Genomic DNA, 24191 nt, shown 5'->3' with positions numbered 1-24191 from the left:
CGCACGCTACGGCGTCACGCTGGTCACTGTGGCTTTTTTGAGCCGGCCCAGAATCCAGTTCCCGCCGCCGGTGTTCGCGGTCCAGTACTCGTTGGCGGTGGTCTTGCCTGCGCCGCCACTGTTGCTCACACTGATCTGCGTGGGATCGCCGTATTGCGGGTTCTGACTATATTGATAGGTATTGGTGATCGTGGGATACAGGGCACCATCAAGGTCCCAGCTTTCTTCGATGCTTTGACTGGGGTACACAAAGGTTGTGCCCACGGTCGAGCCCGTGCCTTGCGCATAAGTGTTAGTGGTGCGCTTGAGAACGCCTACGTTACCTGAGCCGGTCAGCCTTGTTTCGCCTTTCAGGACACTTCCAGTGAAAGGCCAGTGCTGATTGAACTCGGTGTAGCTTTCGATGTTGTTGGCAAGGTTCTTGGATTTCATCCAACGGAAGCCCAGCATGCCACGACCCGTGCCAAGTTCAGCTTTCAGGCCGCCATAGCTGTATTGCGTGGTGATTGCTCCACCGATGCCGTTGCTCCCCGCGACCGTACTCACCACATATTGCGCATACTGCAAGTTCAGCTTCGGGTACATCGCTGCATTTGGAGCTGTATCTTTTGTATAAACCTTGACCTGCGTGAGGGGTTCGTAGCTTATCGAGGTGGTCGCTCCTGCACCACCAGTGAGGACGGTGAGAAGATCGGGAACGTTCTCTCGCCTCAACGAGGTGAACGCCCAGAGTCCGCTGCCACCGCTCAATGGTCCCGCGTACAACGCCACGATGTCAGCCTTGCCGTCGCCATTGATGTCAGCAACCGTCGGCTGATAGGTTCCGAGGTCTCCCAAACTCACGCCCGGGGCCAGCCCCTGCGCCGTAGCCGGCTCATACGTCCCGTCACCACGTCCCAAAGCCGTGTACACCCAGAGCCCACTAGTGCCGCTCAACGGTCCTGCATAGATGGCTACGATATCCGCCCTGCCGTCGCCGTTAACATCAGCAATCATCGGCTTGTAAGTTCCCAGCGTTCCGAGGCCCACCGCTTGCGCCAGGGCCTGTGCTGTCGCCGGTTCGTACGTTCCGTCACCACGGCTCAATGAGGTGAAAGCCCAAAGTCCACTGCCACCGCTCAATGGTCCCGCGTACAACGCCACGATGTCAGCCTTGCCGTCGCCATTGACGTCAGCAACCATCGGCTGATAGGTTCCGAGGTCTCCCAAACTCACGCCCTGAGTCAGCCCTTGGGTTGTCGCCTGCTGAAATCCCTCAATGGCTTCCTGCCAATCACCACGGACAGAAGCCATGCATCTGCCCTCACTATCACACTCGGTCACTGCGCTGATCCGAGAGCGGCTCGTCAAGAGGCTTTGATCATGGTAGGCAAGCCGATACTCCTTGACTGAAGCGCCCTCTTTCCAGGTTTTGATACCTGCCATTCTTTTCGTGGATTTGATGAGACTCCCCGTTTGGTATTGGGGCGCGATATCTGTTCTTACCTGGTAATCGAACAACACCGATTGAGTCGGTGCCAAGCCAGCGGTGGTGTTCCCCGCGTAATCAATCCGGCTGGGATAAAAATCTCCATTGGCGTTGTCCTCGGCGTAGCTGAACGTCATAAAATTGGTCTTGACGTCGCTGATCCTGTTGACGGCCCAGACTCTGACGGTGGCCTTGCCTTGCGCTTCAATGCGCGAGTCGGCCGTGTTGCCGTATTCCGTGGTGAGCCCGGCCTTGGTTTGGACGATGAACGAGGCGACTCCGCTGCCGGCGCTTCCTGAGGCAACGATCCGGCTGAAACTGTCCAGCTCGGTGCGGTACTCACTGCCCGCGACGCCATACGTGCCACTGACCAGGATCAACCGCTGCCCGTCCAGGCAGTAGCGATCATTCATGTCGAAGTTGACGCCGCCCCTGACACCGTCCTGGGCCATGGTACGGGGACAGCGGCTGATGGCGCTCAAACCGGCGAGACTCCAGCCCATGCCCAGCAGGCCATTACCACCCTGGCTGTTGTAGGCCAGTTCCAGCTTGGGCTCCATGCCGGCAACACCCGGCGGAACCTGGATGGGTATGCGATAGGTGGCCGCGCCCGATTCATTGACCGAAAACTGGCCGGGCGTAGTGCCGGCGACCGTTGCGGTCTGAGCCATCGCGGGGAAAATTGCCGTGGCAAGCCAGCAGAGCGCCACGCCCAGCAATGCCTTGCGAAATTTCGTTTTCGCCATCCCCGCCCTCTTTTTTAATTCTTGCTTTTTGCTACTTGCTGACTTTATCTGACCAACGCTACGGCGTCACGCTGGTAACGGTGGCTTTTTTGAGCCGACCCAGTATCCAGTTTCCGCTGCCGGTGTTGGCCGGCCAGTATTCGTTGGCGGTGGTCTTTCCCGCGCCCGCACTGTTGGTGACGCTGATCTGTGTCGGGTCGCCGTACTGCGGGCTCTGGCCATACTGGTAGCTGTTGGTGACCGTGGGGTAAGCGCTACCACTCAAGTCCCAGCTTTCTTCCACGCTCTGGCTGGGGTAGACAAAGGTCGTGCCTGTGGCCGAGCCTGTGCCCTGAGCGTAGCTGTTGGTGGTGCACTTCAAGACGCCGGCATTGCCTGAGCCGGCCAGCCTGGTTTCGCTCTTGGCCACGCTGCCCGTGAACGGCCAGTTCTGGTTGAACTCGGTGTAGCTTTCGATGTTGTTGACCAGGTTCTTGGATTTCATCCAACGGAAGCCGAGCATGCCTCTACCGGTACCTAGCTCTGCTTTCAGGCCGCCGTAGCTGTATTGTGTCGTGGTCGTTCCGCCTATACCGTTGCTGCTGGCCACCGTGCTCACCACGTATTGCGGGTATTGCAGGTCGATCTTGGGATACGCCGCCGCGTTCGGTGCAGCATCTTTGGTATAGATGGATTTTTTAGTCAATGGCTGATAGTCGATATCACTTATTGCTCCGGCTTGCTGAACCTCCTTGAGCCTGTAGTCTGCCATTCCATTGTTCAAATAGGAACGCATTACCGCACCACCGCCAAACTCGCCATACAGGAAATATCCCAACATCAGCAAATCGGGCACTCCGTCACCATTCAAATCAACAATTTCCAGACCACTGCTACGGCCGCCATGCACAAAGGCGCTATCGGACAGGTTGGTGGCCCACGTGTTGTCCTGCACGAATCCTGAACCTGTGTTGATGAAAGCACGCTTTAGCGCGCCTCCACCCCACTCGCCATTCAAAAAGTAACCCAGATGCAGCAGATCGGGGAGGCCATCACCGTTGAGATCCACGACCCGCAAGCCTGCCTCACGGCTGTAGCTATGAGAAAAGGCACTGTCACTGACTCCGCTGACATAGGCATCGTTTCGAACGAACCCGGTTCCGGTATTGATAAAAGCCCGTTTAATCAAACCACCGCCAAACTCGCCATTGACAAAGTACCCCAAGTGCAACAGATCCGGCAAGCCATCGCCATTCAAATCCACAATCTGAAGACCAGCGTCCCCGCCACCGTGCACGAATGCGCTATCGGACAGGTTGGCGATCCACGTGTTGTCCTGCACGAATCCTGAACCTGTGTTGATGAAAGCACGTCTTACGCTTCCGCCCCATTCACCATTCGCAAAGTAGCCCAGATGCAGCAGATCGGGCAGGCCATCACCGTTGAGATCCACGACCCGCAAGCCTGCGTCACGGCTATAGCTATGAGAAAAGGCACTGTCACTGACTCCGCTGACATAGGCATCGTTTCGAACAAAACCGGTTCCGGTATTGATAAAAGCCCGTCTGATCAAACCACCACCAAACTCGCCACTGACGAAGTACCCCAAGTGCAACAGATCCGGCAAGCCATCACCATTCAAATCCACAACACGAAGACCGGCGTCCCCGCCACCGTGTACAAATGCGCTGTCGGACAGGTTGGCTAAATAAGGACTGTTTGACGTAAAGCCCACCGTCGCCGTATTTCCAATAGTCAAAGCCAATCCAGGCAGACAGTTTCCATTCCGTTCACATCTTGAAATATTGGCCACCACAGAGCGCTGAACTGTCCCCCCACCCGTGTAACTGACCTTGTAATCAAACACTAAATCCGAAGAGCCTCTCGCATAAGTTTTAATATGAGAGATACGCCGATCAACCTGAACAAGGCTACCGGCCATATAACCCTGAACCCTGTCTGCCCGAGTGGTCTCATATTCAATGTTCACCACATTACCGCCATAACCGATGGTTAAAGGCGCATACATGCTGCTGTCAGCGCTCTTGTAATAGCTGACCGTCAGGTAGTTGATCTTGACATCGCTGATCTTGTTGAGGGCCCAGACCCTCACGGTGGCCTTGCCCTGCGCTTCAATCCGCGAGTCGGCGGTGTTGCCGTACTCCATCGTGAGGCCGGCCTTGGTCTGCACCGTGAAGGAGGCCACACCATTGCCTGCGCTTCCTGTTGCAGTGATGCGGCTGAACCCGTCCAGCTCCGTGCGGTACTCACTGCTCGCGACGCCATACGTGCCACTGACCAGGATCAGCCGTTGGCCGTCCATGCAGTAGCGGTCATTCATATCAAGTTTGACGGTCCCCCTGACTCCATCCTGGGCTATGGTCCGAGGGCAACGACCGATTGCACTCAAACCGCTGAGGCTCCAGCCCATGCCCAGCAGGCCATTACCACCCTGGCTGTTGTAAGCCAGTTCCAGCTTGGGCTCCATGCCGGTAACACCCGGCGGAATCTGGATGGGTATGCGATAGGTGGCCGCGCCCGATTCATTGACCGAAAACTGGCCGGGCGTGATGCCCGCGACCGTAGTGGCTTGCGCCTGCGCGAAACTCGCGCCCCAAAAAACAAATGGCAATGCAATTGCCGCTGCGATCCGCGCGCAGGCTCCCCCCATGTACCTCATCGGTGCCCCTCTGCTGCCTTGCGGCATCCCGTTATTTGAATCGAATTTTTGCTTTGGATTATGTCCACAGGACGCGTGGCGCAGACACTTTATTTCCCGGCAACTATTGCCATGGCGAGTCTTGCCATGCGCAGCAACGCGTGCCATTACTCGCCTCCTCCGATTGGAGGACAGACTTCCGCAACGTGAAGAATCTAGAGCTTCTGTATGGCTGACTCGCCGCTAACGGTAAGACACGTCTGCGTTTTCCGCGTCGCCGCCTGGTTGCCCATCCTTGCCATAAGAGATCAGATCAAAATCACTTCCCGCAGAAGGCGGCTTATACACATAGGGCTTGCCCCAAGGATCCAGCGGCACGCTTTTCTGCAGATACGGACCTTGCCATTTGGGCTCATCGGCCGGTTTGACCATCAAGGCATTCAGGCCTTTGTCGGCGCTGGGATAGGACCCCGTGTCCAGCCGGTAGGTGTCCAGGGCTTTGGCGAGCGCTTCGATTTGCGCTTTGGCTGCGCCCTGCTCGGACTTGCCGATCTGGGCAAAGTAGCGCGGGCCGACGTAGGCGGCCAACAGGCCGATGATGACCATCACGACGAGCAACTCCAGCAAGGTGAATCCAGGCGCTCTTTGGCCGGCGTTGGTTGTGCGTTTTTTGAGAATGGATGGTTTTTTCATGGCGCGCTGTTTTGATGGATTCGCAGCTTTTCTTGGCTTTCTCCGCGGAGGAGAACTCGCCAATGTTATAGCGAGTTCCGTTTCCCGCTGTTCGACGTTTTCAAATATTTGGCATTGCGGCAACTCCGGGTCTTTGGGATGGCCCTCCCCATGCAGCGCCAATGCCGTGTAGGATGCCTGCGTTTCGTTTCGCTTCCCTACCCCCCTCCATCCCTTCTTCAATCGCACTCGACCATGGCCCTCGACACCTGGACCGCCTACTTCCTCGCCTCCATCCTGATTGCGCTGTCCCCGGGCTCGGGCGCCGTGCTGGCCATGAGCCATGGCCTGAGCTTCGGCATGCGGCGCACGCGCGCGACGATTGCCGGCTTGCAGATCGGGCTGGTGGTCATCCTGCTGGTGGCGGGTGCGGGTGTGGGTTCGCTGCTGGTGGCGTCGGAGCTAGCTTTCAGCGTCGTGAAAATCCTGGGCGCGGCCTATCTGATCTACATCGGCTGGGCGCAGTGGCGCTCTTCAAACGGCATCGCAGCGGATGGCGAGGCCGGTACGGCCGATGCCAATGGCTTGTCGGCAAAACGCCGCTTCCTCACAGGCCTGCTGACCAATGTGACCAACCCCAAGGGCATTCTGTTCATGGTGGCGGTGTTGCCGCAGTTCATCAGCCCGAGCCGACCGCTGTGGCCGCAGCTGCTGGTGATGGCCGTGACCACGGTAGCGGTGGACACCGTGGTGATGCACGGCTATGCCTTCGCGGCCAGCCGGCTGCAAGTGTTGTTCAAGAATGCGCGTGCCATCAAGCTGCAAAACCGGGTGTTCGGCGGCATGCTGATGGCGGTGGGCGCGGGCTTGTTTTTTGTGAAGCGCAGCCACGCGGCAGCGCACTAGGCTTGGCGCTCAGGCTTTGGCAACCTGGGCAGACACAATCGCCGCCAGCGTACGCAAGGCCTCGTCCACCTTGCTGGAGAACGGCTCGCCGCAACTGATACGCAAGAAATTGTCGAAGCGCTTGGAGTTGGAAAACATGGAACCCGGCGCGACGCGTATGCCCTGGCGTATGGCGGTGTCGAACACGGCCTGCGCCGAAGTGCCGGCGGGCAGTTCCACCCACAGCATCATGCTGCCCCTGGGCACCGACAGCCGGGTGCCGGCCGGGAAATGGGCCGCGATGGCCTCGGCCATCTGCTCGCGCTGCGCGTTGAGCATGCGGCGCAGCCGGGCCATGTGGCGGTCGTAGGCGCTGGAGGCCATGAACTCGGCCACGGTGAACTGGGCCAGGACTTCATTGGCGCGGCTTTGCGCGTACTTGATCATGTGGATGCGGGCCTGCCAGCGGCCGCCCGCAACCCAGCCCAGGCGCAGGCCGGGCGCCAGGGTCTTGCGCAGCGAGGCGCAGTAGATCACCGAGCCGTTGCGGTCCCAGGCCTTGGCGGCCTTGAGAGGAACATCGTCGGGGCCCAGCGAACCGTAGGTGTCGTCCTCGATCAGAGCGATCTGCTGGCGCTCGCACAGGCGCACGAGCTTTTCTTTTTCGGCATCGGGCATGACGCTGCCCAGCGGATTGTGGAAATTGGGCATGACCACCACGGCCCGTATCCGGTCGTGCGTGCGCAGGGCCAGATCCAGGGCTTCAACCGAAATGCCCTGCTGCGGGCTGGTCGGAATTTCCAGCGCGCGCAGCCCCAGGCTTTCCAGGATTTGCAACAGCCCGTGGTAGGTGGGAGATTCCACCGCCACGGTATCGCCGGGCTGCGCCACCGCGCGCAAGGCGATGTTGAGCGCCTCTATGCAGCCATGGGTGACCAGGATGTCTTCGGGCGAGAGCTGCATGCCGGCCTCCAGCGCGCGCTTGGCCAGCACGGCGTTGAGTGGCGAGTCGTGCAGGAAGTCGGGCGCGCTGACCAGCAGGAAGGGATGCTTGCGCAGGGTTCGGGTGGCAGCGTTTTTGAGCGCCTCGGCCGGGTACATCTCGGGGGAGCCGTAGGTGCCCGCCAGGTTGGTGACCAGCGGGTAGACATCGCACTTGGCGACAAAGTCGGAGACGCGGTCGTGGACGCCAACGTACTGGGCCGGGTCCAGCTTGCGACCGGAGTCGGGCTCGCTGGGCGGCTGCAGGTCGGTGCGGCGCCGCTTGAGCACAAAGTAACCGGAGCGCGGCCGGGCTTCGAGCAGGCCTTCGTCTTCCAGCGTGTGGCAGGCCTCAACCGCGGTCGACAAGCTGACCTGATGCAGCCGGGTCAGCGCCCGGACGGAAGGCATGCGTTCGCCGGGCATCAGCACGCCGGACTGTATGGCTTGCCGGTAATGGCTGGACAGCCGCAGGTAAAGCGGTTGTGACGGGGCTTGCGCCTGGGTTTGGGTCAGGGGTTGCACGTCCATGGCTGAATGATCCGTGAAGGGACTGCGGCAACACAGCCACAGATGGATTAAAACCAGACCATAACAGATGCAAAAAGAAGCCCCTGTACCGATACAGAAAGAGCTTGTGTGCATCTGTCGGGAATTCCTGGCTTTCCTTAATCTTGCAGCCATGCCCTCTCCCGACTTACCCAACCCGAATGGAGCCGCCATGCAAAACCGCCCCGCCTCCCGCCACCTTGAACTCGACGCCGGTGAATCCCTGTTTTTTCACAGCAAGGCCGGCAGCGCGCTGATCAGCACCTCGGGCACGCTGCTGGTGACGGGCGCGCCGCGCTGGCTCGGCGAACAGGTGTTTCGCGATGCCACGGCACTGGAGTCCGGGCAATCACAGACCGTCGCCCGTGACGGCTGGATCACCATCACCGCCCAGCATGGCGGCGCGGCCTGCATCGTGAACCAGCCCAGCCGGGCGTCGCGCCTGGCCAGGCTGGCGGCGGCAGGCAAGTATTGGCTGAGCGGTCTCTGGGCAATCACCCAGGCCGCGCACGGGCGATACCGTGGGGCCGAGCCGGTTTAAGGCCGCCACGGTAGATTCGATTTTTACCCCTTCTTCATCCGCCTCATGACCACTTCCGCCTGGCTCTTGTTCCTCACCATTTCCCTTGTGACCGCGCTAAGCCCGGGGCCGGGCATTTTGCTGGCGGTTTCCAACGCCGTGGCGTGGGGGCCGCGCAAGACGCTGTGGAGCTCGGCCGGCAATGTGCTGGGCGTGTTCTCGGTCTCGGCCGCGGCAATGGCGGGCCTGGGCACGTTGCTGCACACTTCCGCCTGGCTGTTCGCGGTGCTCAAGGCCGTGGGCGCGGTGTACCTGGTCTACCTCGGCTGGCGCCAGTGGACCAGCAAGACCTCGATGTTTGACACGCCCCTGCCGGAGCAGTCGGCGCCCGGCAAAAGCAACGCCGCGCTGTTCCGCCAGGGCCTGCTGGTGGCGCTGACCAACCCGAAAAGCATCCTGTTTTTCACCGCGCTCTTTCCGCAGTTCATTGTTCCCCACGCACCCGTGCTGCCGCAGTTCCTGGCGCTGACCAGCGCCTTCGCGGCCTGTGTGCTGAGTTCGCACATGGTCTACGTGCTGCTGGCGCGCCACACGCATCGCTGGTTCGGCACACCGCGCCGGGCCCGGGTGTTCAACCGCATCTGCGGCGGCGCCTTCGGCCTTCTGGGGCTCAGCCTGCTGCGGCTGAAAAGCCCCAGCTGAAGCCCCCCTGATTTCCGTCCCTCTGTATATATAACCATCCAGGAAGACCCAAATGGAAGATTCACGCGATGCCCGTTTTGCCGCCCAGGAAACCGCCCTCGGCTACAGCTTTGAAGGCGAGATCAAGATAGGCGGCAACTATGTGTCCACCGTGCGCCATGGCGACGTGGTCTACGTCAGCGGCCAGGTACCGCGCGTGGGCAGCACCGTGGTGGTCACCGGCCGCGTCGGCGCGGACGTTTCGCTGGCCCAGGCCCAGCTGGCGGCCAAAGTCTGCGCCATGCGCGCGCTGGTGCTGCTGCGGCAAAGCCTGGGCAGCCTGGACCGCATCCAGCAAATCCTGCGCGTCACGGTGTACACACAGTCCGCCGCCGACTTCAGCCAGCAAAGCGAGGTGGCTGATGCCGCTTCGGACCTGCTGCATGCGGTGCTGGGCGGCGCCGGCACGCACACGCGCACCTCGGTAGGCGTGGCCCAGCTGCCGAAAAACGCTGCGGTGGAACTGGACCTGATCGCCGCCGTCACGCCGCAATAACCGGTCAGTTCCCCGGCAGCAGGCGCACCAACTTGCCGTTGCTGTTGTCGGTCAGCACGTAGAGCAGCCCGTCCGGGCCCTGGCGCACGTCGCGTATGCGCTCGCCGAGTTCGGTAAGCAGCTTGCTTTCGCGCACCACCTTGCCGGCGAAGGGGGCGGAGAGTTCGATGCGATCCAGGTAGCCGAACTTGAGCGAGCCGACAAACAGGTTGCCCTGCCAGGCCTTTCCGTAGCGCTCGCTCGTCAGGAAGGCCATGCCCGACGGCGCGATCGAGGGTACCCAGTAATGCAGGGGCTGCTGCATGCCGGCTTTTTCGGTGATGCCCTCGCCTATCTTGCCGCCGCCGTAGTTCTCGCCATAGGTGATGACGGGCCAGCCGTAATTCGCGCCCGCCTTGGGCAGGTTGATTTCGTCGCCGCCTTGCGGGCCGTGCTCGTGCATCCAGAAAGTGCCGTCCGGCGCCAGCGTCGCGCCCTGGGCATTGCGGTGGCCGTAGCTCCAGATCTCCGGCAGGGCCCCGGCTGTGCCCACCAAGGGGTTGTCCTGGGGGACCGAGCCGTCCTTGTTGATGCGGACAATCTTGCCATGGTGGTTGTCCAGCGCCTGGGCGTCTTCCTTGCGCGAAAAGCGTTCGCCCAGCGTCAGGAAAAGCTTGCCGTCGGTGGCGCCGTTTCCGGCGGCCCGGCTTTCGACGATGCGGCAGCCAAAGTGCGCGCTGCTGGCCACCTTGGGCTTCTGGCTGAAGATGATTTTGAGGTTGTCCAACCGGCTTTCGTCGGCGCTCAGGGTTGCCCGAGCCAGCGCCGTGCTGTTGCCGCGGCCGGCGGGCCCGGGTTCGGAGAAGCAGAAAAAGACAGTGCGGTTGCGCACAAAGTCGCTGTCGGTGATCACGTCCAGCAGCCCGCCCTGGCCGCCGGCGGCAATCTCGGGCAAGCCGGCCACAGGCGTTGCCAGCTTGCCGTCGGGCGCAACCACGCGCAACCGGCCCGACCGTTCAGTCACCAAAAACCGACCGTTCGGCAGGAAGGCCAGGCCCCAGGGATTTTGCAGGCCGGTGGCCACGGTTTGCGGACGCACACCCTGGGCTTGGACGGCTGGGGCGGCCCAAAAGAACGCTATTAAAACAAGAGCGAACTTTACCGACATGGCCTTGAAAGCACTCATATTTCGCTCCTTAAAATACGCCAAAACCAGCGACTACAATACAGGCCTCCGCGCCCCAATTCAGGTGGGCCGCCCATGCGCCTTTTTCGTATGTAAACATAGCACCGATGGCGTACAAACGGGTTTTCCCCTAGATAAATTCGTTACAAATCAAGGGCTTGTAAAGCTTATCAAGAAGCCACTTGAGGTTGACGTAGGACAGATCTGTCAAGTATCCTCAGCGCCATGCGAAAAATTGCCCCTGCCCTCATCATTGCCTCTGCCGCTTTGCTGGCAGCCGGCGTGCAGGCGGCACCGGGCAACTCCAACGACGAGATGGACAAACTGCTGGCCGACAAAGGCCTGCTCACCAAGATTGACCACGTTCGCCAGAACGTCAGCAACAAGGCTTCCGAGCTGGTGGTTAACGCCATGGGTTTCCTGGGGGTTCCCTACAAGCGCGGCGGCAATACGGCGGAAACCGGCTTTGACTGTAGCGGCTTTGTGCGCGCCATCTATGAACAAAGCGTCGGCCTGCTGCTGCCGCGCCGGGCCGAGCAACAGGCCGCGGCCACCCAGCGCATCGACAAGAACGACCTCCAGCCCGGCGACCTGGTGTTCTTCAACACCATGCGGCGGGCTTTCAGCCATGTCGGCATTTATGTCGGCGACGGCAAATTCATCCACTCGCCCAAACCCGGGGCCGAAGTGCGCGTCGAAAGCATGGGCGTGAGCTACTGGCAGCGCCGCTTTGACGGTGCCCGCCGCGTGCAGGCGACAGGCACCCCCCTGCCGGAAACCGAGCGCACGGCGAGCCTGCCGGTTTCCCAGGCGGCGGCAGTCCGTGCCCCCGAAATCCAGGCCGCGCAAACCGCGACCCCGCCGCTAGCAGCCAGCTTGCAGGCGCAGCAACTGCAGGAACAATACCGGCGCTGAGCCGGTTTTTTTTCGCCCCTTCTCCGGATATCCCCGGGGCTTTCTTTTCCCTTATTGCTTTTCCCGCTCGTTTTTGGGCGACATGTCGAGCTCCACCGATTTGCCGTTGTCCAGGGCCTCGCCGGCGCCGGACGGTGAACTGCGAACCGTGAGCACCTCGCCTTCACTCACCTGTATGCCGGCCTGCGCCAGCTGAAGCGCGGGCTGCTCAGCCGGTGCGCCTTCCGCCACGCTGTTGCCGGAGGGGATCACGCGGTTGTTCTCGGCGTTGGACGACAGCTGCTGGTTGCCTTGCGGCTTGCCGTTGACGTTGACCAGGCCGCCACCCGAGTTCGTCACCGTCCCGAAATTGCCGCTGACGCTGCCGCTGGCTGCGGTCACCGTGACCTGCGAAGACGAGCCCGTCACCTGAGCCTCGCCGGCGGCGGCCACGGCCACCACGGGCGCCACCACATTGGCCACCACCGATTCGCCGGCCAGGGAAGCGGAGCCCGAAGCCACCACCACCACGTTCACGTCGCCCTGCGGCGCCTGCACGACCACATTGTTGCCGCTGATGTTGCCGCTGACGTTGCCGGTGCTGCTGCTGACCTGCACATTGCCCTGGCTGGTGGTGGTGGCGCTGATGTCACCCTGCGCCTGCACGACCACACTGGAGCCGCTGATGCTGCCGCTGACGTTGCCCGTGCTGCTGCTGACCTGCACATTGCCCTGGCTGGTGGTGGTGGCGCTGATGTCACCCTGCGCCTGCACGACCACACTGGAGCCGCTGATGCTGCCGCTGACGTTGCCCGTGCTGCTGCTGACCTGCACGGCGCCCTGGCTGGTGGTGGTGCCGCTCACGTTGCCTTGCGCCTGCACGACCACGTTGTTGCCGCTGATGTTGCCGCTGATGTCACCCGTGCTGCTGCTGACCTGGACGTTGCCCTGGCTGGTCGTGGTGCCGCTCACATCGCCGACGGCGGCCACCGCCACCTGGCTGGCGGTCACGTTGGCCGAGACATCACCGCCGCTGGTGACCTGCACCGCGCCCTGGCTGATGGTGGAGCCGCTCACGTCGCCGCCGGCGTTCAGGGTGTTGGTGGCACCGGCATCCTGGCCGCGCAGGGTGTGGTTGCTGAGCGCGACGTTGCCCAAAGCGTCTATGCCGTAACCCTTGACCCAGAGCGTGCTGTCCAGGCTGTATTGGTTGGAGACCACCTCAAGCCGGCCGAGTGCATCGGTTTCTGTGCCGCCCGACACCATATGCACATTGCCGCGGTTGGCGCCTGAGCCCGCAACCAGGCTCAGCGCGCGAGCCGTGCCGCCGGCGTTCTGGATGTCGCGGTTGAGCGAGATATCGGCGCCCAGGGTGGCCAGCGTGGTGTCGCCCAGCAAGTTGGCCGCGGCATTGAACACAATGCCGCCCGCGCTATCGGCCGTCACCGTACCGGCGATGCCGGAGCCGCCAGCACCGCCATTGAGCACCAGGCTGTGCAGGGTGCTGCCGCTGAAGTAGAGGTTGTAGGGGTTGTTCACCACCACGTTCTCGGCATAGGTGCCCGCCCCCACCCGGATGTTGGCGCCGTTGCCCGCGTTGCCCAGCGCCGTGTTGATCGACAGGGCCTGTGTGCCGCCGCCCAGCAGGCTGCCGATGCCGACGTGGAAGTCCTGCGTGGCCTGCGCGCCGTTCCAGCCCTGCACATAGCTGGAGGCGGAACTGCCCAGGTTGACCGCGTAGTCAAACGCGTTTTGCTGCGAGGCCTGCAGCCAGGTGTACTGGTTGTTGTCGCCCGCGCTGCTGGCGTTGCGCACCGCGAAATCGAAGCCGGCGATGCTGAGCGTGCCGAAGTTGCGGCTGGCCGACTCATCCTGCATAAAGACCGGGTTGCGCTCGGTGAAGCTGTTGTTGCCCGCCACCGTGATGTTGTTCATCTGCTGGTTGTAATAGCGGTTGGCCTGGTAAAGCGCCAGGCCGCCCCAGGCGTTGTTGCGCGTGATGCTGTTGCTGACCGTCACGTTGGCGCTGTCGGTCAGCTGGATGCCGGCGCCCTGCGTGCTGCCCGCGTCGTTGCCGACAGGCGCGCCGTTGGCCGTGACGTGGTCTATGACCGCACCGTCCACGCCGTTGAGGTCCAGCTCGGCACGGCCTGCGCCGCGGGTGGTCACGTTGCGGATGGTGAAGTTATTCAGCCTGGCCGATGCCCCGCCCACAGGCGCCACCTTGATACCGTAAGCCGATGAGACATTGGCGCTGGGCCCGTAGAGCGTGAAGTCCCTGAGCGAGACATTGTCGGCCGTCACATTAATGCCGTAGCCGCTGACGCCGCGCGCGTCGATCACGGTAGTTCCCTGGCCCGAACCGGCCAGCGTCACGCCGCGGTTGACATTCAGCGTGGCGGCCTGGATGTAGCTGCCGCCGGCCACGTTCACTGTGCCGCTCGCGGCCACGGCGTCCACGCCGCGCTGTATGCTGCCGCTGGTCTGCGTGACATAGACGTTGCCGGCGGTCCAGGTCACCAGGCCGCGCCCGGTGGTATCCAGCGCATGGGTCACACGGTCTTCAATGGCGAAGCCGTCGGCCGCGCCCACAAAGACGGCACCGCGGGCGTCCACCGCAACCGCATCCACCGAGATGTCCTGCCCGTTGTTCTTGAACTGGGTCCCGCCGCTGATGGTCACGGTGGGTTGGCCGCCACTGCCGTTGCCCATGGTCTCAAAACGTATGCCGGTGCGGCTGGAGTCCTCAATGCTGCCGCCTGAGATGTTGACACTTTGCAGGCTGGCCGGCGCGGCGGTGTAATCGCTGCTGTCGCCGGGAATGCCGCGGGTCTTGATCACTACCGCCGCGGCCGTCGCGTCGCCCGAACTGGCGCCCGAGTTCTTGACCACCACATTGTCGAAATTGATCGAATTAAAAGCGTCGTACTTGAGGTTGATGTCTATGCCCGCGCCGTAGCGCTTGTGCAGCGACGATGAAGGGGGCGCGCCGTAATTTCCGGCGTTGGTGACGGTGACGTTCCTGAGCGTCAGGTTGTTCGCGGTCTCAAGGTAAAAGCCCTTGAAGGTCGGGCCGTCCACCGTGACGTTCTCGAACAGGGCGTTGTTGAAAGAGCCCGTGGCCACGGGGTGGCCGCCCACCATCTGATAGCCGTTATAAGTCTGCACGCCGATCTGTCCGCCGGAGATGCTGCTGTTGAGCATGCGGAAGTTGTCGGCCCGGGTCGCCGTGCCGTTGCGCATACCGGAGGTGTTGTTGTTGAAGGCAACCCGGTTGACCGTCACGTTGTTGGAGACACCGTCGATGCGCAGGCCGTTGCCATAGTTGGCAATCGACAGGTCGGAGATCGTGACGTTGGAGGCGTTGTTGATCGTCACGCCGTCACCGACGCCCGCCGAGGCGGCCTGCAGCACGGTCTGTCCCGCGCCCGCGCCGTCCAGCGTCAGCGCTTTGGTGATGGTGACGTTGCCGCTGTAGCTCCCGGCCGCGACATTGACCGTGCCGCCCGCGACCAAGGCGTCCACCGCGTTCTGGATGCGAGCACCGCCGTAGACGTCGACCCGGTTGGAGTTTCCGCTGACGCTGAGCGCCTGCAGCGCCGACTTGAGCACCACCGCATTGCCGTTCACGACAATGGCATTGCTGGCCTGCTGCACACCCTCGAGATTGATCACGCCCGACAGCAGGTTGGCCGCGTCGCCCACGCCGAGCCGCAGGTTCACGCCGTTCAGGCTGGCGCCGGCTGCGTTGGACACGCTCGTACCCGTGGCCCCGGAGGCAATGGCGAATTCATACAGGCCGCCGTTGAGCGACACCGTGGCGGCCGTGGCGCCGCCCAATGCGATCGTGCCGCCGGTGGCACTGATGCTGCCCTGGTTGGTGACGGAAGGCGCGACCAGCGCCACAAGGCCGGCCCCCTGCGCAGTGATGCCGCCCTGGTTGACGATGCTGCCGCCGGCGCCCGTGATCTTCGCGCCGCCGGTGGTGAGGAAGTAGTTCTCGTCAATCGTGCCCGTGGTGGCGATCAGCGAGCCCACGTTCACCACGGCGCTCTGCCCGAACATCACGCCGTTGGGGTTCATCAGCATCACCGTGCCGTTGGCCGACAGGCCGCCCAGGATTTGCGAGGGATTGGCGTCGCCGGTGACGCGGTTCAGGATGGCCGACGCGGCATTGGGCTGCGCGATCTGCACCGCCTTGCCGGCATCGATGTTGAAGGAGGCCCAGTCCAGCACGGCGCGGCTGCTGGTCTGGTTGATGGTCATCTGGTTGCCGTTGCCCGACACCGAGCCCGAGGCCGTGCCGGAAACCACGGATCCGTTCTGCGGCAGGCCCGTCGCGCCCGCGATATCCACGCTCCAGCCGGGCGGCGCGAACAGCAGCGCCGCCGCCGCAGGCAGAGCTTTCAGTGCGAAGGACGGCCTAAGCCGTGCGGGAGGGCGAGCGCGCTGCGGATGGAGTTTGGCTTGCATGGAATCACCTCTTGAACGTAAAAAAATAAAGAACAACAGGGACGGATCCGGTGAACATCATCAAAACCGCGCCAGCAGCGAGCCCAGCAGCCGCGGGTCCTTGCCGCCGGTCTGGTAGCTCGCGATGGATTTGGTCAAGGGCCAAGCCACCTCGATCGTGGCGACCAGGTTTTTTTCAAGGAAAACGCGCAGCCCAAGCCCCGCGGAAGCCAGGCTCTGGCTGGCCGGCGTGCCGGGCGTCACGCTGCCGACTTTCCAGACTTTGCCGATGTCATAGAAGCCGAACAGCTGCCAGGACCTGAGCCAAGGCATGCCGGCAGCGGCGCCCGCATAGCGCGGCTCGATGCGAAAGGCCAGCGCGCGTTCGCCCACGAGCTCGGCCGGCTCGTAGGCCCGGCCGAAACGGCGGCCGCCCAGCGCGTACTGTTCGGACGACAGCAGCGGCGTGTTGGCCCACTGCCCACCCACGCCCACGCTGAATGAAAAATTCGCGCCCACGAACTGCGAGCGCTCGTAGTCGAAGCTGAGCTTGTTAAACACGCCCTTGGCGCCTACCCGGCTCTTGAGCACATCGGACTCCTGCGTGCCGCCCAGTCCCTGGCTGAAGTCAAGATCCAGCGAGTTCTGCCCGTCCAGGCGGTCCAGCACACGCCAGCTCAAGCCCAGGCGCAGTGCGCGTATGCGGTCTTCGATCACACGGGTGCCCAGCACTTCGGTGTGGACGTCGGAATGGTCGTAAGCCGCGCGCGCCGTCAGGCTTTCGTTACGGGTGCGCAGCAAGGGATAGGCAGCGGACAGCGACACCGTGTCGGCACTGCCGTGCACATCAAACGGCGTGAGCACGTCACCCGGCTGCGTGCGCGCGCGGGACACAGCCGCCGAGAGCCGCAAGCCTTCGGTGCCCACAAGCTGGCTGTAGGAAAGCTGCGTGTAGGCCATCTCGGAATTACCGCTGCCCACACCGACAAAGCGCCACTGGTCGTTCACCCCCAGCAGCTGGTTGCCGACCACCCCCAAAGTCAGCTGGCCCGGCCCGAGGTATTTGGAGCCGTAGTTGTCGATGGAGGCAAAGCCCTCCACCGTCTTGACGTTGGCGACCAGCGTAAGGTCGGCCGCGCCAGGCGCCTGCGAAGGCGCCAGCACGCTGCGCAGTTCCACGCCGGGGAAATCATTGGCAATCAGCAGGTAGCGCTCCAGCACCGCCCCCTCTATGGGCCTGGAGGCCTGGATTTTTTCGCCGATGCGCATCAGCCGCTCCTGCACATGCGCGCTCACACCGGGGCCCGCCTTCACGTCCACGCGGGCTATGTAGCCCTCGATGACGCGCAGTGTCAGCGTCCCGTCCGCCAGCGATTGGGGCGGCACCACGACCAGCGAAAGAATGTAGCCCGCGTTGCGGTACATCGCGGTCAGCGAGGACGCCAGTTCGAGGATGTCCGCACCCGTGATTTCGCGTCCCGTGTAGCTGTCGGCGCGTACCTGCAGCGCATTGCCCGGCAACACGGTGGCGCTCTCAATGCGGACTTCCTTGAGCGTGACGCGTATGGCCTTGAGTGAATCCGGCAGAGGCTCGGCGGCCTCGCTCTTGAGTTGTGCCGGCGGGGGCGCGGGCGCGGCCTCGGGCTGGATGTCGAAGCGTTCGCGAAGGCGCCCCGGATCTATGGTGGAGGGCTGCTGTTGTGCCAGAGCGACGGCGGGAAGCGCCAAATGCAAGGCAAGGGCAAAAGAAAGAACTTCGTGCATGCCTGCACCATCGGTACGCTTCATTGCTGCATCCCACTGAAAAATCGAGAGTTACAAACTTCCGGACCAACTGCCTTACTTATAAAGCAGCATTTTTCGTGAATTAATTCACAGTAACCAATTGTGAAACTCGATACAAGGAAGAAAAAGTGATTAATAACCGACGGCTTTTTGCAGCAAGGCAGCTCTGAGTTTTTAGCAACGAATTCTTGTTACTTACACTTTTTGACTTTTCCCTGGTTTCCTGGATTTTTTTGGGCGTCTTCTGCTACTTGCGGCTTACTGCATCGCTTTTTTCCGCAGCCTCAAGCGAGGCCCGGATGGTCCGAAAAAACTTGAACTGCTGTGTAAAGTTTTTGTGAAAACGGCCGTTAACGTCGTCGCCTCCCGTTTTTTTGGACCCGGCCGGTTTCACAAACGGTGTCAACCAGTGCAGACAGCCATCTGCGATGCACTACAGCTACCCGCCGTCCGCAGTGAGTTAGCCGCGCTGCTCCGCTCTTCCTGCCACGCCGCAAAATTGCGCTATAAGAACCTGTTCACTGCCTAAACGGCGAAGGCAAACAAGCAGAACGAGACCCGCATTGCAAATCCATCTCTACACCGACATTGACACGCTGTTCGGCCGCGCCATCCGCCTGTGGATGGACGTTCTCCTGCAGGCCGGGCACGAGGTCGAGTTCATTGACATGGGCAACAGCACCGATGCGCCACTGCCCGATGTGGGCCCTTGCGACGTCAACCTGCTGGTCGCCGGCATCTACGCCTTTGAGCGCTTTGCGAAGCACGGCATGCCGCGGCACGGCAAGCATGTGCTCTGGATGTTCGACCCGCTGACGCGCAACGCATCGGCCACCGTGCACCGGTACAAGGCCGAACTGTTCGATGCCATCGCGCCGAGCCTGCATGCCGTGATGGCCATGGATGCGTCCATGGAGCGCTACCTCGCGCAGCATTTCCCGGCGCTCAAAACCTTTCGCCTGCCCTACCTCGTGGCCGACAGGCAGTTGCGCGCGCCACTGACTGAAACGGACAGGACGCGGGACATCGTCATGCTGGGCGGCGACACGGCCAGGCGGCGCGAAGCCGAGCGCCTGTTCCTCGCCAGCCCAGCGCCGCTGAAGGCCGAGTTCATCTGGAGCGGCCTCTGGGGCGCGGCGCGCGACGCCTGCCGCGCGGGCGCGCGCATCTGCCTTAACGTGCATGCCGATGCCGAACTGCGCTACTTCGATCAGTTCCGCACCTTTGAAGCCTGGGCGGCCGGCACGGCGGTGGTCTCCGACAGTTTTGAAGGCTGGGAAGATTTCGGCATCGTTCCCGGCGAGCACATGGTGCTGGCGGAACTTGAAGACCTGCCGCAGGCTTGCGCGGAACTGCTGGCCGATGTGCCGCGGCGCGAAGCCATGGTGCGCGCATCGCAAATGCTGCTGCGCGAGCGCTTCTCGCCGGCAGCCTGGCAAAGCCGCATGCTGGCGATGATTGAAAGCATTGCCTGAGCATGGCGGAGATATCACGGCAAGAGCTGATCGCGCTGCGGCTGGCCAGCCACCGCCTCGCTGCCACACCGTCCAAGCCAGCCGGCTTCAAGCGGATCGACCAGGCCGTGCAATGGATGGGCGCTGTGCAGGCGCAGGAATATGCTCATGCGCGCTGGGCCGTCGCATCGCGCATGCCGCACGATGCCGCCACCACCGACGCGTCGGTTGAAGAGGCGCTGGCGCAGCGCAAGGTGGTACGCAGCTGGGTCTTGCGCGGCACCCTGCACCTGGCGGCCGCGGCCGACCTGCGCTGGCTGCTGGCGCTGGCCGCGCCGGCCTTGCTCACCCGCACCGCGGCCGCCTATCGCGAAGTAAATCTCGATGAAGCCGCCTTCCGCAAAATCCTGCCGGCCATTCGTCAATGCCTGCAAGGCGGCCAGCAGTTGACGCGCGAGGAACTTTTCACGTTACTCGCGCGCCGCCGCATAGACACCGAGGGCCATCGTGGCGGGCGCATCCTGTACCGCGCGGCGCAAACGGGCTTGATCTGCCTCGGCGATCCGCGGGGCAAGCAGGCCCGCTATGCACTGCTCGATGAGTGGTTGCCGCCGCAACCCGAGTTGCCCCATGAAGACGCGCTGAAAAAACTCGCGCAACGTTATTTTGCGAGCCACGGTCCCGCCACACTGGCGGACTTCACGTGGTGGTCCGGGCTGGCGGCCGGCGAAGCCAGGGCGGCGCTGGAGATGGCCGGGCCCAAACTCACGCATGCACTGTTTGAGGGCGACACTGTGTGGTGGGCCAAACGTACACCGGTCACACCCGTGCTCGCACAGCCGGCGGTGCAGTTGTTGGCGGGTTTTGACGAGTACGTGCTGGGCTACACCGATCGCAAAGCCATCGTCGACCCCGTGCATGCCGGCAAGCTCATGACACCGAACGGCCTGTTTCGCCCGGCCCTGCTGGTCGGCGGATGTGTGGCCGGCACCTGGCAAGTGGAAATCAAGAAAACCGCGCTCAGCATCAACACCGCGCCCTTCGCGCCGTTGCCGCGCGGCAGTGCCGGTGCGCTGCGGCTGGCCGCGCAGCGCTATGCGGCCTTTATGGGCTTGCCGCTCGCGGAAGTCAGCTGACACCCTTCATCACAAGGGTTTACCCGGTCGAACTTTTCTCTGCCATCACAGGTCAGCACATTACTCAGGTATAGAAGCCCCTGGTGCATTCGACATGCGCCGGCGCTACTATCGCCTGGGCCTGCTAACGCTATTGATGCAAATGCGAATGGGGTGAAAACGGCGCCAATCAAGGCGTGCGACGACGCGCAGACCGGGTGTCTGCGCTAGGAGCGCAACGCGGAGTGGCGCCGTTTTCGCCCCATTCCCTCCGGGTTGCGATCAAAAAGGCCCTGCGCGGCGTTGCAAAGCCTTGACGGGGTCTACCCCGCCTGCATTTTGCGCCTTGCTCAAGGCCTTTTTGACTCGCAACGCATCTTGCATCAATAGCGTTAACAGGCCCTAGTCTTCCGGCCCACCCTGGTTCTTTCATTCTTTGAATAGTGAGGAGCGCATCCATGGCAAAACTGAACGTCAACGGTACCGTGCGTGAGTTTGAAGTGGAGGACGACACACCGCTGCTGTGGGTCCTGCGCGAGCAGCTCGGGCTGACCGGCACCAAATACGGCTGCGGCATCGCGGCCTGCGGTGCCTGCACCGTGCACATCGACGGCGTGCCCACACGAAGTTGCGTGCGGCCGGTGTCCACCGTCGGCGCGGCCGAAAAAATCGTGACCATCGAAGGCCTGTCGCCCGACGGCTCGCACCCGGTGCAAAAAGCCTGGGTCGCGCTGGACGTGCCGCAGTGCGGCTACTGCCAGTGCGGCATGGTGATGGCGGCGGCGGCGCTGCTCAAGGCCAAGCCCAACCCGACGGACGCCGACATCAACGAGGCCATGACCAATATCTGCCGCTGCGGTACTTACAACCGCATACGCGCCGCCATCAAGGTTGTCGCCTCAGGCGGCAACACCAAGAGCGCGGCGCTCGCCATCCAGCACACCGACGGGAGCACGACATGAGCACCACCACCCTGCCCTCCTCTTCCGCTCCTGCATCGCCCCGGCTGTCGCGCCGCCGCTTCCTGGCCTCGAGCGCATCCGCCGGCCTGGTGGTCGCCTTCCACATTCCCTTCGCCGGCATGGCCGCGGCCCAGGGCGCCGACACCCAGGAGATCAACGCCTGGGTGGTGGTGCGTCCCGACGACACGGTGGTCATCCGCATCGCGCGCTCTGAAATGGGCCAGGGCAGCCTGACCGGCCTGGCGCAGCTCGTGGCCGAAGAGCTGGAATGCGACTGGGCCAAGGTGAGCACCGAATACCCAACACCGGGGCAAAACCTCGCGCGCAACCGGGCCTGGGGCAATTTTTCCACCGGCGGCAGCCGCGGCATACGCGAATCACACGACTATGTGCGCAAGGGCGGCGCCACCGCGCGCATGATGCTGGTGCAGGCCGCGGCCGATGAATGGAAGGTGCCGGTGTCCGAATGCCGCGCGGCCAACAGCCTCATCACGCACACGCCAAGCGGCCGCAGCATGAGCTACGGCAAGGTCGCGGTCGCGGCGTCCAGGCTGGCACCGCCGGCCGAAGTCACGCTCAAGGACCCGAAAGACTGGAAGCTCGTGGGCAAGCGCCTGGCGCGCCTGGACACGCAGGACAAGGTCACGGGCAAGCAGGTCTACGGCGCCGACCTCAAGCTGCCCGGCATGCTCAACGCGGCCATCAAGGACTGCCCGGTGTTTGGCGGCAAGGTCAAGAGCTTCAATGCCGCCGCGATCGAAAAACGCCCCGGCGTGAAGAAGGTGCTGGCGGTCGGGGACAGCGCGGTCGCCGTCGTGGCCGACACCTGGTGGCGCGCCAAGACCGCGCTGGACGCGCTACCCATCGAATGGGACTACGGCCCGAATGTCGCCAACTCCAGCGCCAGCGTGGCCCAGATGCTCAAGGCCGGGCTGGACGCGAACGATGCTGCCGTCGGCAACCAGAACGGCGACGCCAAGGCCGCACTGGCCTCGGCGGCCAGGCGCATCGAGGCGGTGTACGCCTACCCGCACCAGAACCACGCGACCATGGAGCCCATGAACGCCACGGCGCGCTGGACGCCCGAGCGCTGCGAGGTCTGGACGCCGACCCAGAACGGCGAGGCGGCGCTGGCCGCCGCCTCTGAAGCTGCAGGGCTGCCGGTCGCCAAATGCGAGGTCTACAAAATTCACCTCGGCGGCGGCTTCGGGCGGCGCGGCGCGGTGCACGACTGGGTGCGCCAGGCCGTGGACATCGCCAAGCAGATGCCGGGCGTGCCGGTGAAGCTGCTGTGGTCGCGAGAGGAAGACATGCTGCACGGCCGCTACCACCCGGTCACGCAGTGCAAGCTGCAGGCAGGGCTGGACGCGCAGGGCAATGTCACGGCACTGCACATGCGCATTTCGGGCCAGTCCATCCTGGCCGGCGTGGCGCCGCAGAACATCCGCAACGGGCTGGACCCGGTGCAGTTCCAGGGCCTCAACGCACCGGGTCCTGAGGCCTCCATAGGCTACAGCTTCCCCAACCTGCTGATAGACCATGCGATGCGCAACCCCAGCGTGCCGCCGGGCTTCTGGCGCGGCGTGAACCTGAACCAGAACACGATTTACCTCGAATCTTTTATCGACGAGATCGCGTTTGCCACCAAGCAGGACCCGCTGGCCCTGCGCCGCAAGCTCATGGGCAGCCATCCCAAGCACCTGGCGGTGCTCAATGCCGTGGCCGAGCGCGTCAAGTGGAACGTACCGCCGCCCGACGTGGGCGGCCAGAAGGTCTACCGCGGCCTGGCCCAGACCATGGGCTTCGGCAGCTATGTGGCGGCCTGCGCCGAAGTGTCGGTCAGCAAGGACGGGGAGCTCAAGGTCCACCGCATCGTGGCGGCCACCGACCCCGGCTATGCGGTCAATCCGCAGCAGATCGAGGCGCAGGTGGAGGGTTCATTCGCCTACGGCCTGTCCGCCGCCTTGTTCGGCGAATGCACGCAAAAAGACGGCCGGATGGAGCAGGACAACTTCAGCACCTACCCCGTGGTGCAAATGCAGCATATGCCCGCGGTAGAAACCATCATCGTGGCCTCGGGCGGATTCTGGGGCGGCGTCGGTGAGCCGACCATTGCGGTCGCCGCGCCAGCGGTGCTCAACGCCGTGTTCGCGGCGACAGGCAAACGCATACGCGAGTTGCCGCTGAAAAACCACGACCTCAAGAAAGCATGAACTGGCAAGGCGCCATCGCCGGCGGGATGATGATGGTGGCGCCCTGGGCCAGCCTGTCGCAACAACAGCAGCCATCGCCACCGTTGCAGGTCGTCGGCGATGCCATCCCGCAAGCGCTGACAAGCACACCGGGCGATCCGGCGCGCGGCCGCGCCATTGTTGCAAGCCGACAGCACGGCCTGTGCCTGCTGTGCCATACCGGCCCCATTCCCGAAGAGCGCTTCCAGGGCAGCCTGGCGCCCGACCTGGCAGGCGCGGGTTCGCGCTGGAGCGAAGGCCAGCTGCGCCTGCGCATCGCCGATGCGCAACGCCTGAACCCGGCCAGCATCATGCCCGCCTACTACCGCAGCGAGGGCCTGGTGCGCGTGGGCACAGCCTGGCAGGGCAAACCCATCATGGCCCCACAGCAGATTGAAGACGTCGTGGCTTACCTGAGCACGCTGCGGAACTGAGAC

17 protein-coding genes are annotated in these 24191 nt (G+C 63.1%); 10 read left to right on the top strand and 7 right to left on the bottom strand.

Going from position 1 to position 24191, the window contains the following annotated elements; genetic code table 11:
* Positions 1–6: 6 nt before the first annotated feature.
* The 3 genes from AC1DXS_RS08185 to gspG form a co-directional block, all read right to left on the bottom strand.
* Positions 7–2214: an FG-GAP-like repeat-containing protein gene (locus AC1DXS_RS08185; protein WP_477737016.1), complete on the bottom strand. Its 2208-nt coding sequence runs from the start codon at positions 2212–2214 to the stop codon at positions 7–9.
* Positions 2215–2272: 58 nt separating this feature from the next.
* The gene (locus tag AC1DXS_RS08180) at positions 2273–5020 is read right to left on the bottom strand and encodes a SpvB/TcaC N-terminal domain-containing protein (protein WP_477737015.1); all 2748 of its coding nucleotides are present in this window, start codon (positions 5018–5020) and stop codon (positions 2273–2275) included.
* Between the two features lie 75 nt (positions 5021–5095).
* The gene (gene gspG / locus AC1DXS_RS08175) at positions 5096–5545 is read right to left on the bottom strand and encodes a type II secretion system major pseudopilin GspG (protein WP_477737014.1); all 450 of its coding nucleotides are present in this window, start codon (positions 5543–5545) and stop codon (positions 5096–5098) included.
* Positions 5546–5779: 234 nt separating this feature from the next.
* Between gspG and AC1DXS_RS08170 the strand changes: the two genes are divergently transcribed.
* Positions 5780–6430, top strand: coding sequence for a LysE family transporter (locus tag AC1DXS_RS08170; RefSeq protein ID WP_477737013.1), 651 nt, complete (start codon positions 5780–5782; stop codon positions 6428–6430).
* Between the two features lie 9 nt (positions 6431–6439).
* Here AC1DXS_RS08170 and AC1DXS_RS08165 read toward each other — a convergent pair whose 3' ends face one another.
* Positions 6440–7921 (bottom strand): aminotransferase-like domain-containing protein, encoded by a 1482-nt coding sequence (locus AC1DXS_RS08165; protein WP_477737012.1) that lies wholly within the window; start codon positions 7919–7921, stop codon positions 6440–6442.
* Between the two features lie 190 nt (positions 7922–8111).
* On the opposite strand from AC1DXS_RS08165, the gene AC1DXS_RS08160 reads away from it, so the two are divergent.
* Genes AC1DXS_RS08160 through AC1DXS_RS08150 form a run of 3 tightly spaced genes read left to right on the top strand, consistent with a single transcriptional unit; the run spans position 8112 to position 9696 of the window.
* Entirely contained in the window at positions 8112–8480 is a 369-nt protein-coding gene (locus tag AC1DXS_RS08160) for a hypothetical protein (protein ID WP_477737011.1), read from the top strand.
* Positions 8481–8525: 45 nt separating this feature from the next.
* Positions 8526–9161: a LysE family translocator gene (locus AC1DXS_RS08155; protein WP_477737010.1), complete on the top strand. Its 636-nt coding sequence runs from the start codon at positions 8526–8528 to the stop codon at positions 9159–9161.
* 52 nt (positions 9162–9213) lie between these two features.
* Complete coding sequence (locus AC1DXS_RS08150; RefSeq protein ID WP_477737009.1) at positions 9214–9696, top strand: RidA family protein; 483 nt, start codon at positions 9214–9216, stop codon at positions 9694–9696.
* Between the two features lie 4 nt (positions 9697–9700).
* On the opposite strand, the gene AC1DXS_RS08145 is transcribed toward AC1DXS_RS08150, so the two are convergent.
* A complete protein-coding gene (locus AC1DXS_RS08145) occupies positions 9701–10843 on the bottom strand; it encodes a PQQ-dependent sugar dehydrogenase (protein WP_477737025.1) in 1143 nt (380 codons plus the stop codon).
* 333 nt (positions 10844–11176) lie between these two features.
* Between AC1DXS_RS08145 and AC1DXS_RS08140 the strand changes: the two genes are divergently transcribed.
* Positions 11177–11776, top strand: coding sequence for a C40 family peptidase (locus AC1DXS_RS08140; RefSeq protein WP_477737024.1), 600 nt, complete (start codon positions 11177–11179; stop codon positions 11774–11776).
* A 51-nt stretch (positions 11777–11827) separates the two neighbouring features.
* On the opposite strand, the gene AC1DXS_RS08135 is transcribed toward AC1DXS_RS08140, so the two are convergent.
* Together AC1DXS_RS08135 and AC1DXS_RS08130 are read right to left on the bottom strand one after the other, a co-directional pair.
* Positions 11828–16228, bottom strand: a complete 4401-nt coding sequence (locus AC1DXS_RS08135) for a beta strand repeat-containing protein (RefSeq protein WP_477737008.1) — start codon at positions 16226–16228, stop codon at positions 11828–11830.
* 60 nt (positions 16229–16288) lie between these two features.
* A complete protein-coding gene (locus tag AC1DXS_RS08130; RefSeq protein WP_477737007.1) occupies positions 16289–17995 on the bottom strand; it encodes a ShlB/FhaC/HecB family hemolysin secretion/activation protein in 1707 nt (568 codons plus the stop codon).
* Between the two features lie 560 nt (positions 17996–18555).
* Between AC1DXS_RS08130 and AC1DXS_RS08125 the strand changes: the two genes are divergently transcribed.
* From AC1DXS_RS08125 to soxX, 5 genes are all read left to right on the top strand, one after another.
* On the top strand, positions 18556–19467 hold the full coding sequence (locus AC1DXS_RS08125) for a glycosyltransferase family protein (RefSeq protein ID WP_477737006.1): 912 nt from the start codon (positions 18556–18558) through the stop codon (positions 19465–19467).
* 2 nt (positions 19468–19469) lie between these two features.
* A complete protein-coding gene (locus AC1DXS_RS08120) occupies positions 19470–20582 on the top strand; it encodes a winged helix DNA-binding domain-containing protein (RefSeq protein WP_477737005.1) in 1113 nt (370 codons plus the stop codon).
* A gap of 437 nt (positions 20583–21019) precedes the next feature.
* A complete protein-coding gene (locus tag AC1DXS_RS08115) occupies positions 21020–21523 on the top strand; it encodes a (2Fe-2S)-binding protein (protein WP_477737004.1) in 504 nt (167 codons plus the stop codon).
* On the top strand, positions 21520–23736 hold the full coding sequence (locus AC1DXS_RS08110; protein WP_477737003.1) for a xanthine dehydrogenase family protein molybdopterin-binding subunit: 2217 nt from the start codon (positions 21520–21522) through the stop codon (positions 23734–23736). The genes AC1DXS_RS08115 and AC1DXS_RS08110 overlap by 4 nt, the downstream gene beginning before the upstream one ends.
* Positions 23733–24188: a sulfur oxidation c-type cytochrome SoxX gene (gene soxX / locus AC1DXS_RS08105; RefSeq protein ID WP_477737002.1), complete on the top strand. Its 456-nt coding sequence runs from the start codon at positions 23733–23735 to the stop codon at positions 24186–24188. The genes AC1DXS_RS08110 and soxX overlap by 4 nt, the downstream gene beginning before the upstream one ends.
* Positions 24189–24191: the final 3 nt, after the last annotated feature.

Source organism: Polaromonas sp. P3_B1 (assembly GCF_056402935.1).
This window is presented reverse-complemented; position numbering and strand designations above follow the sequence as displayed.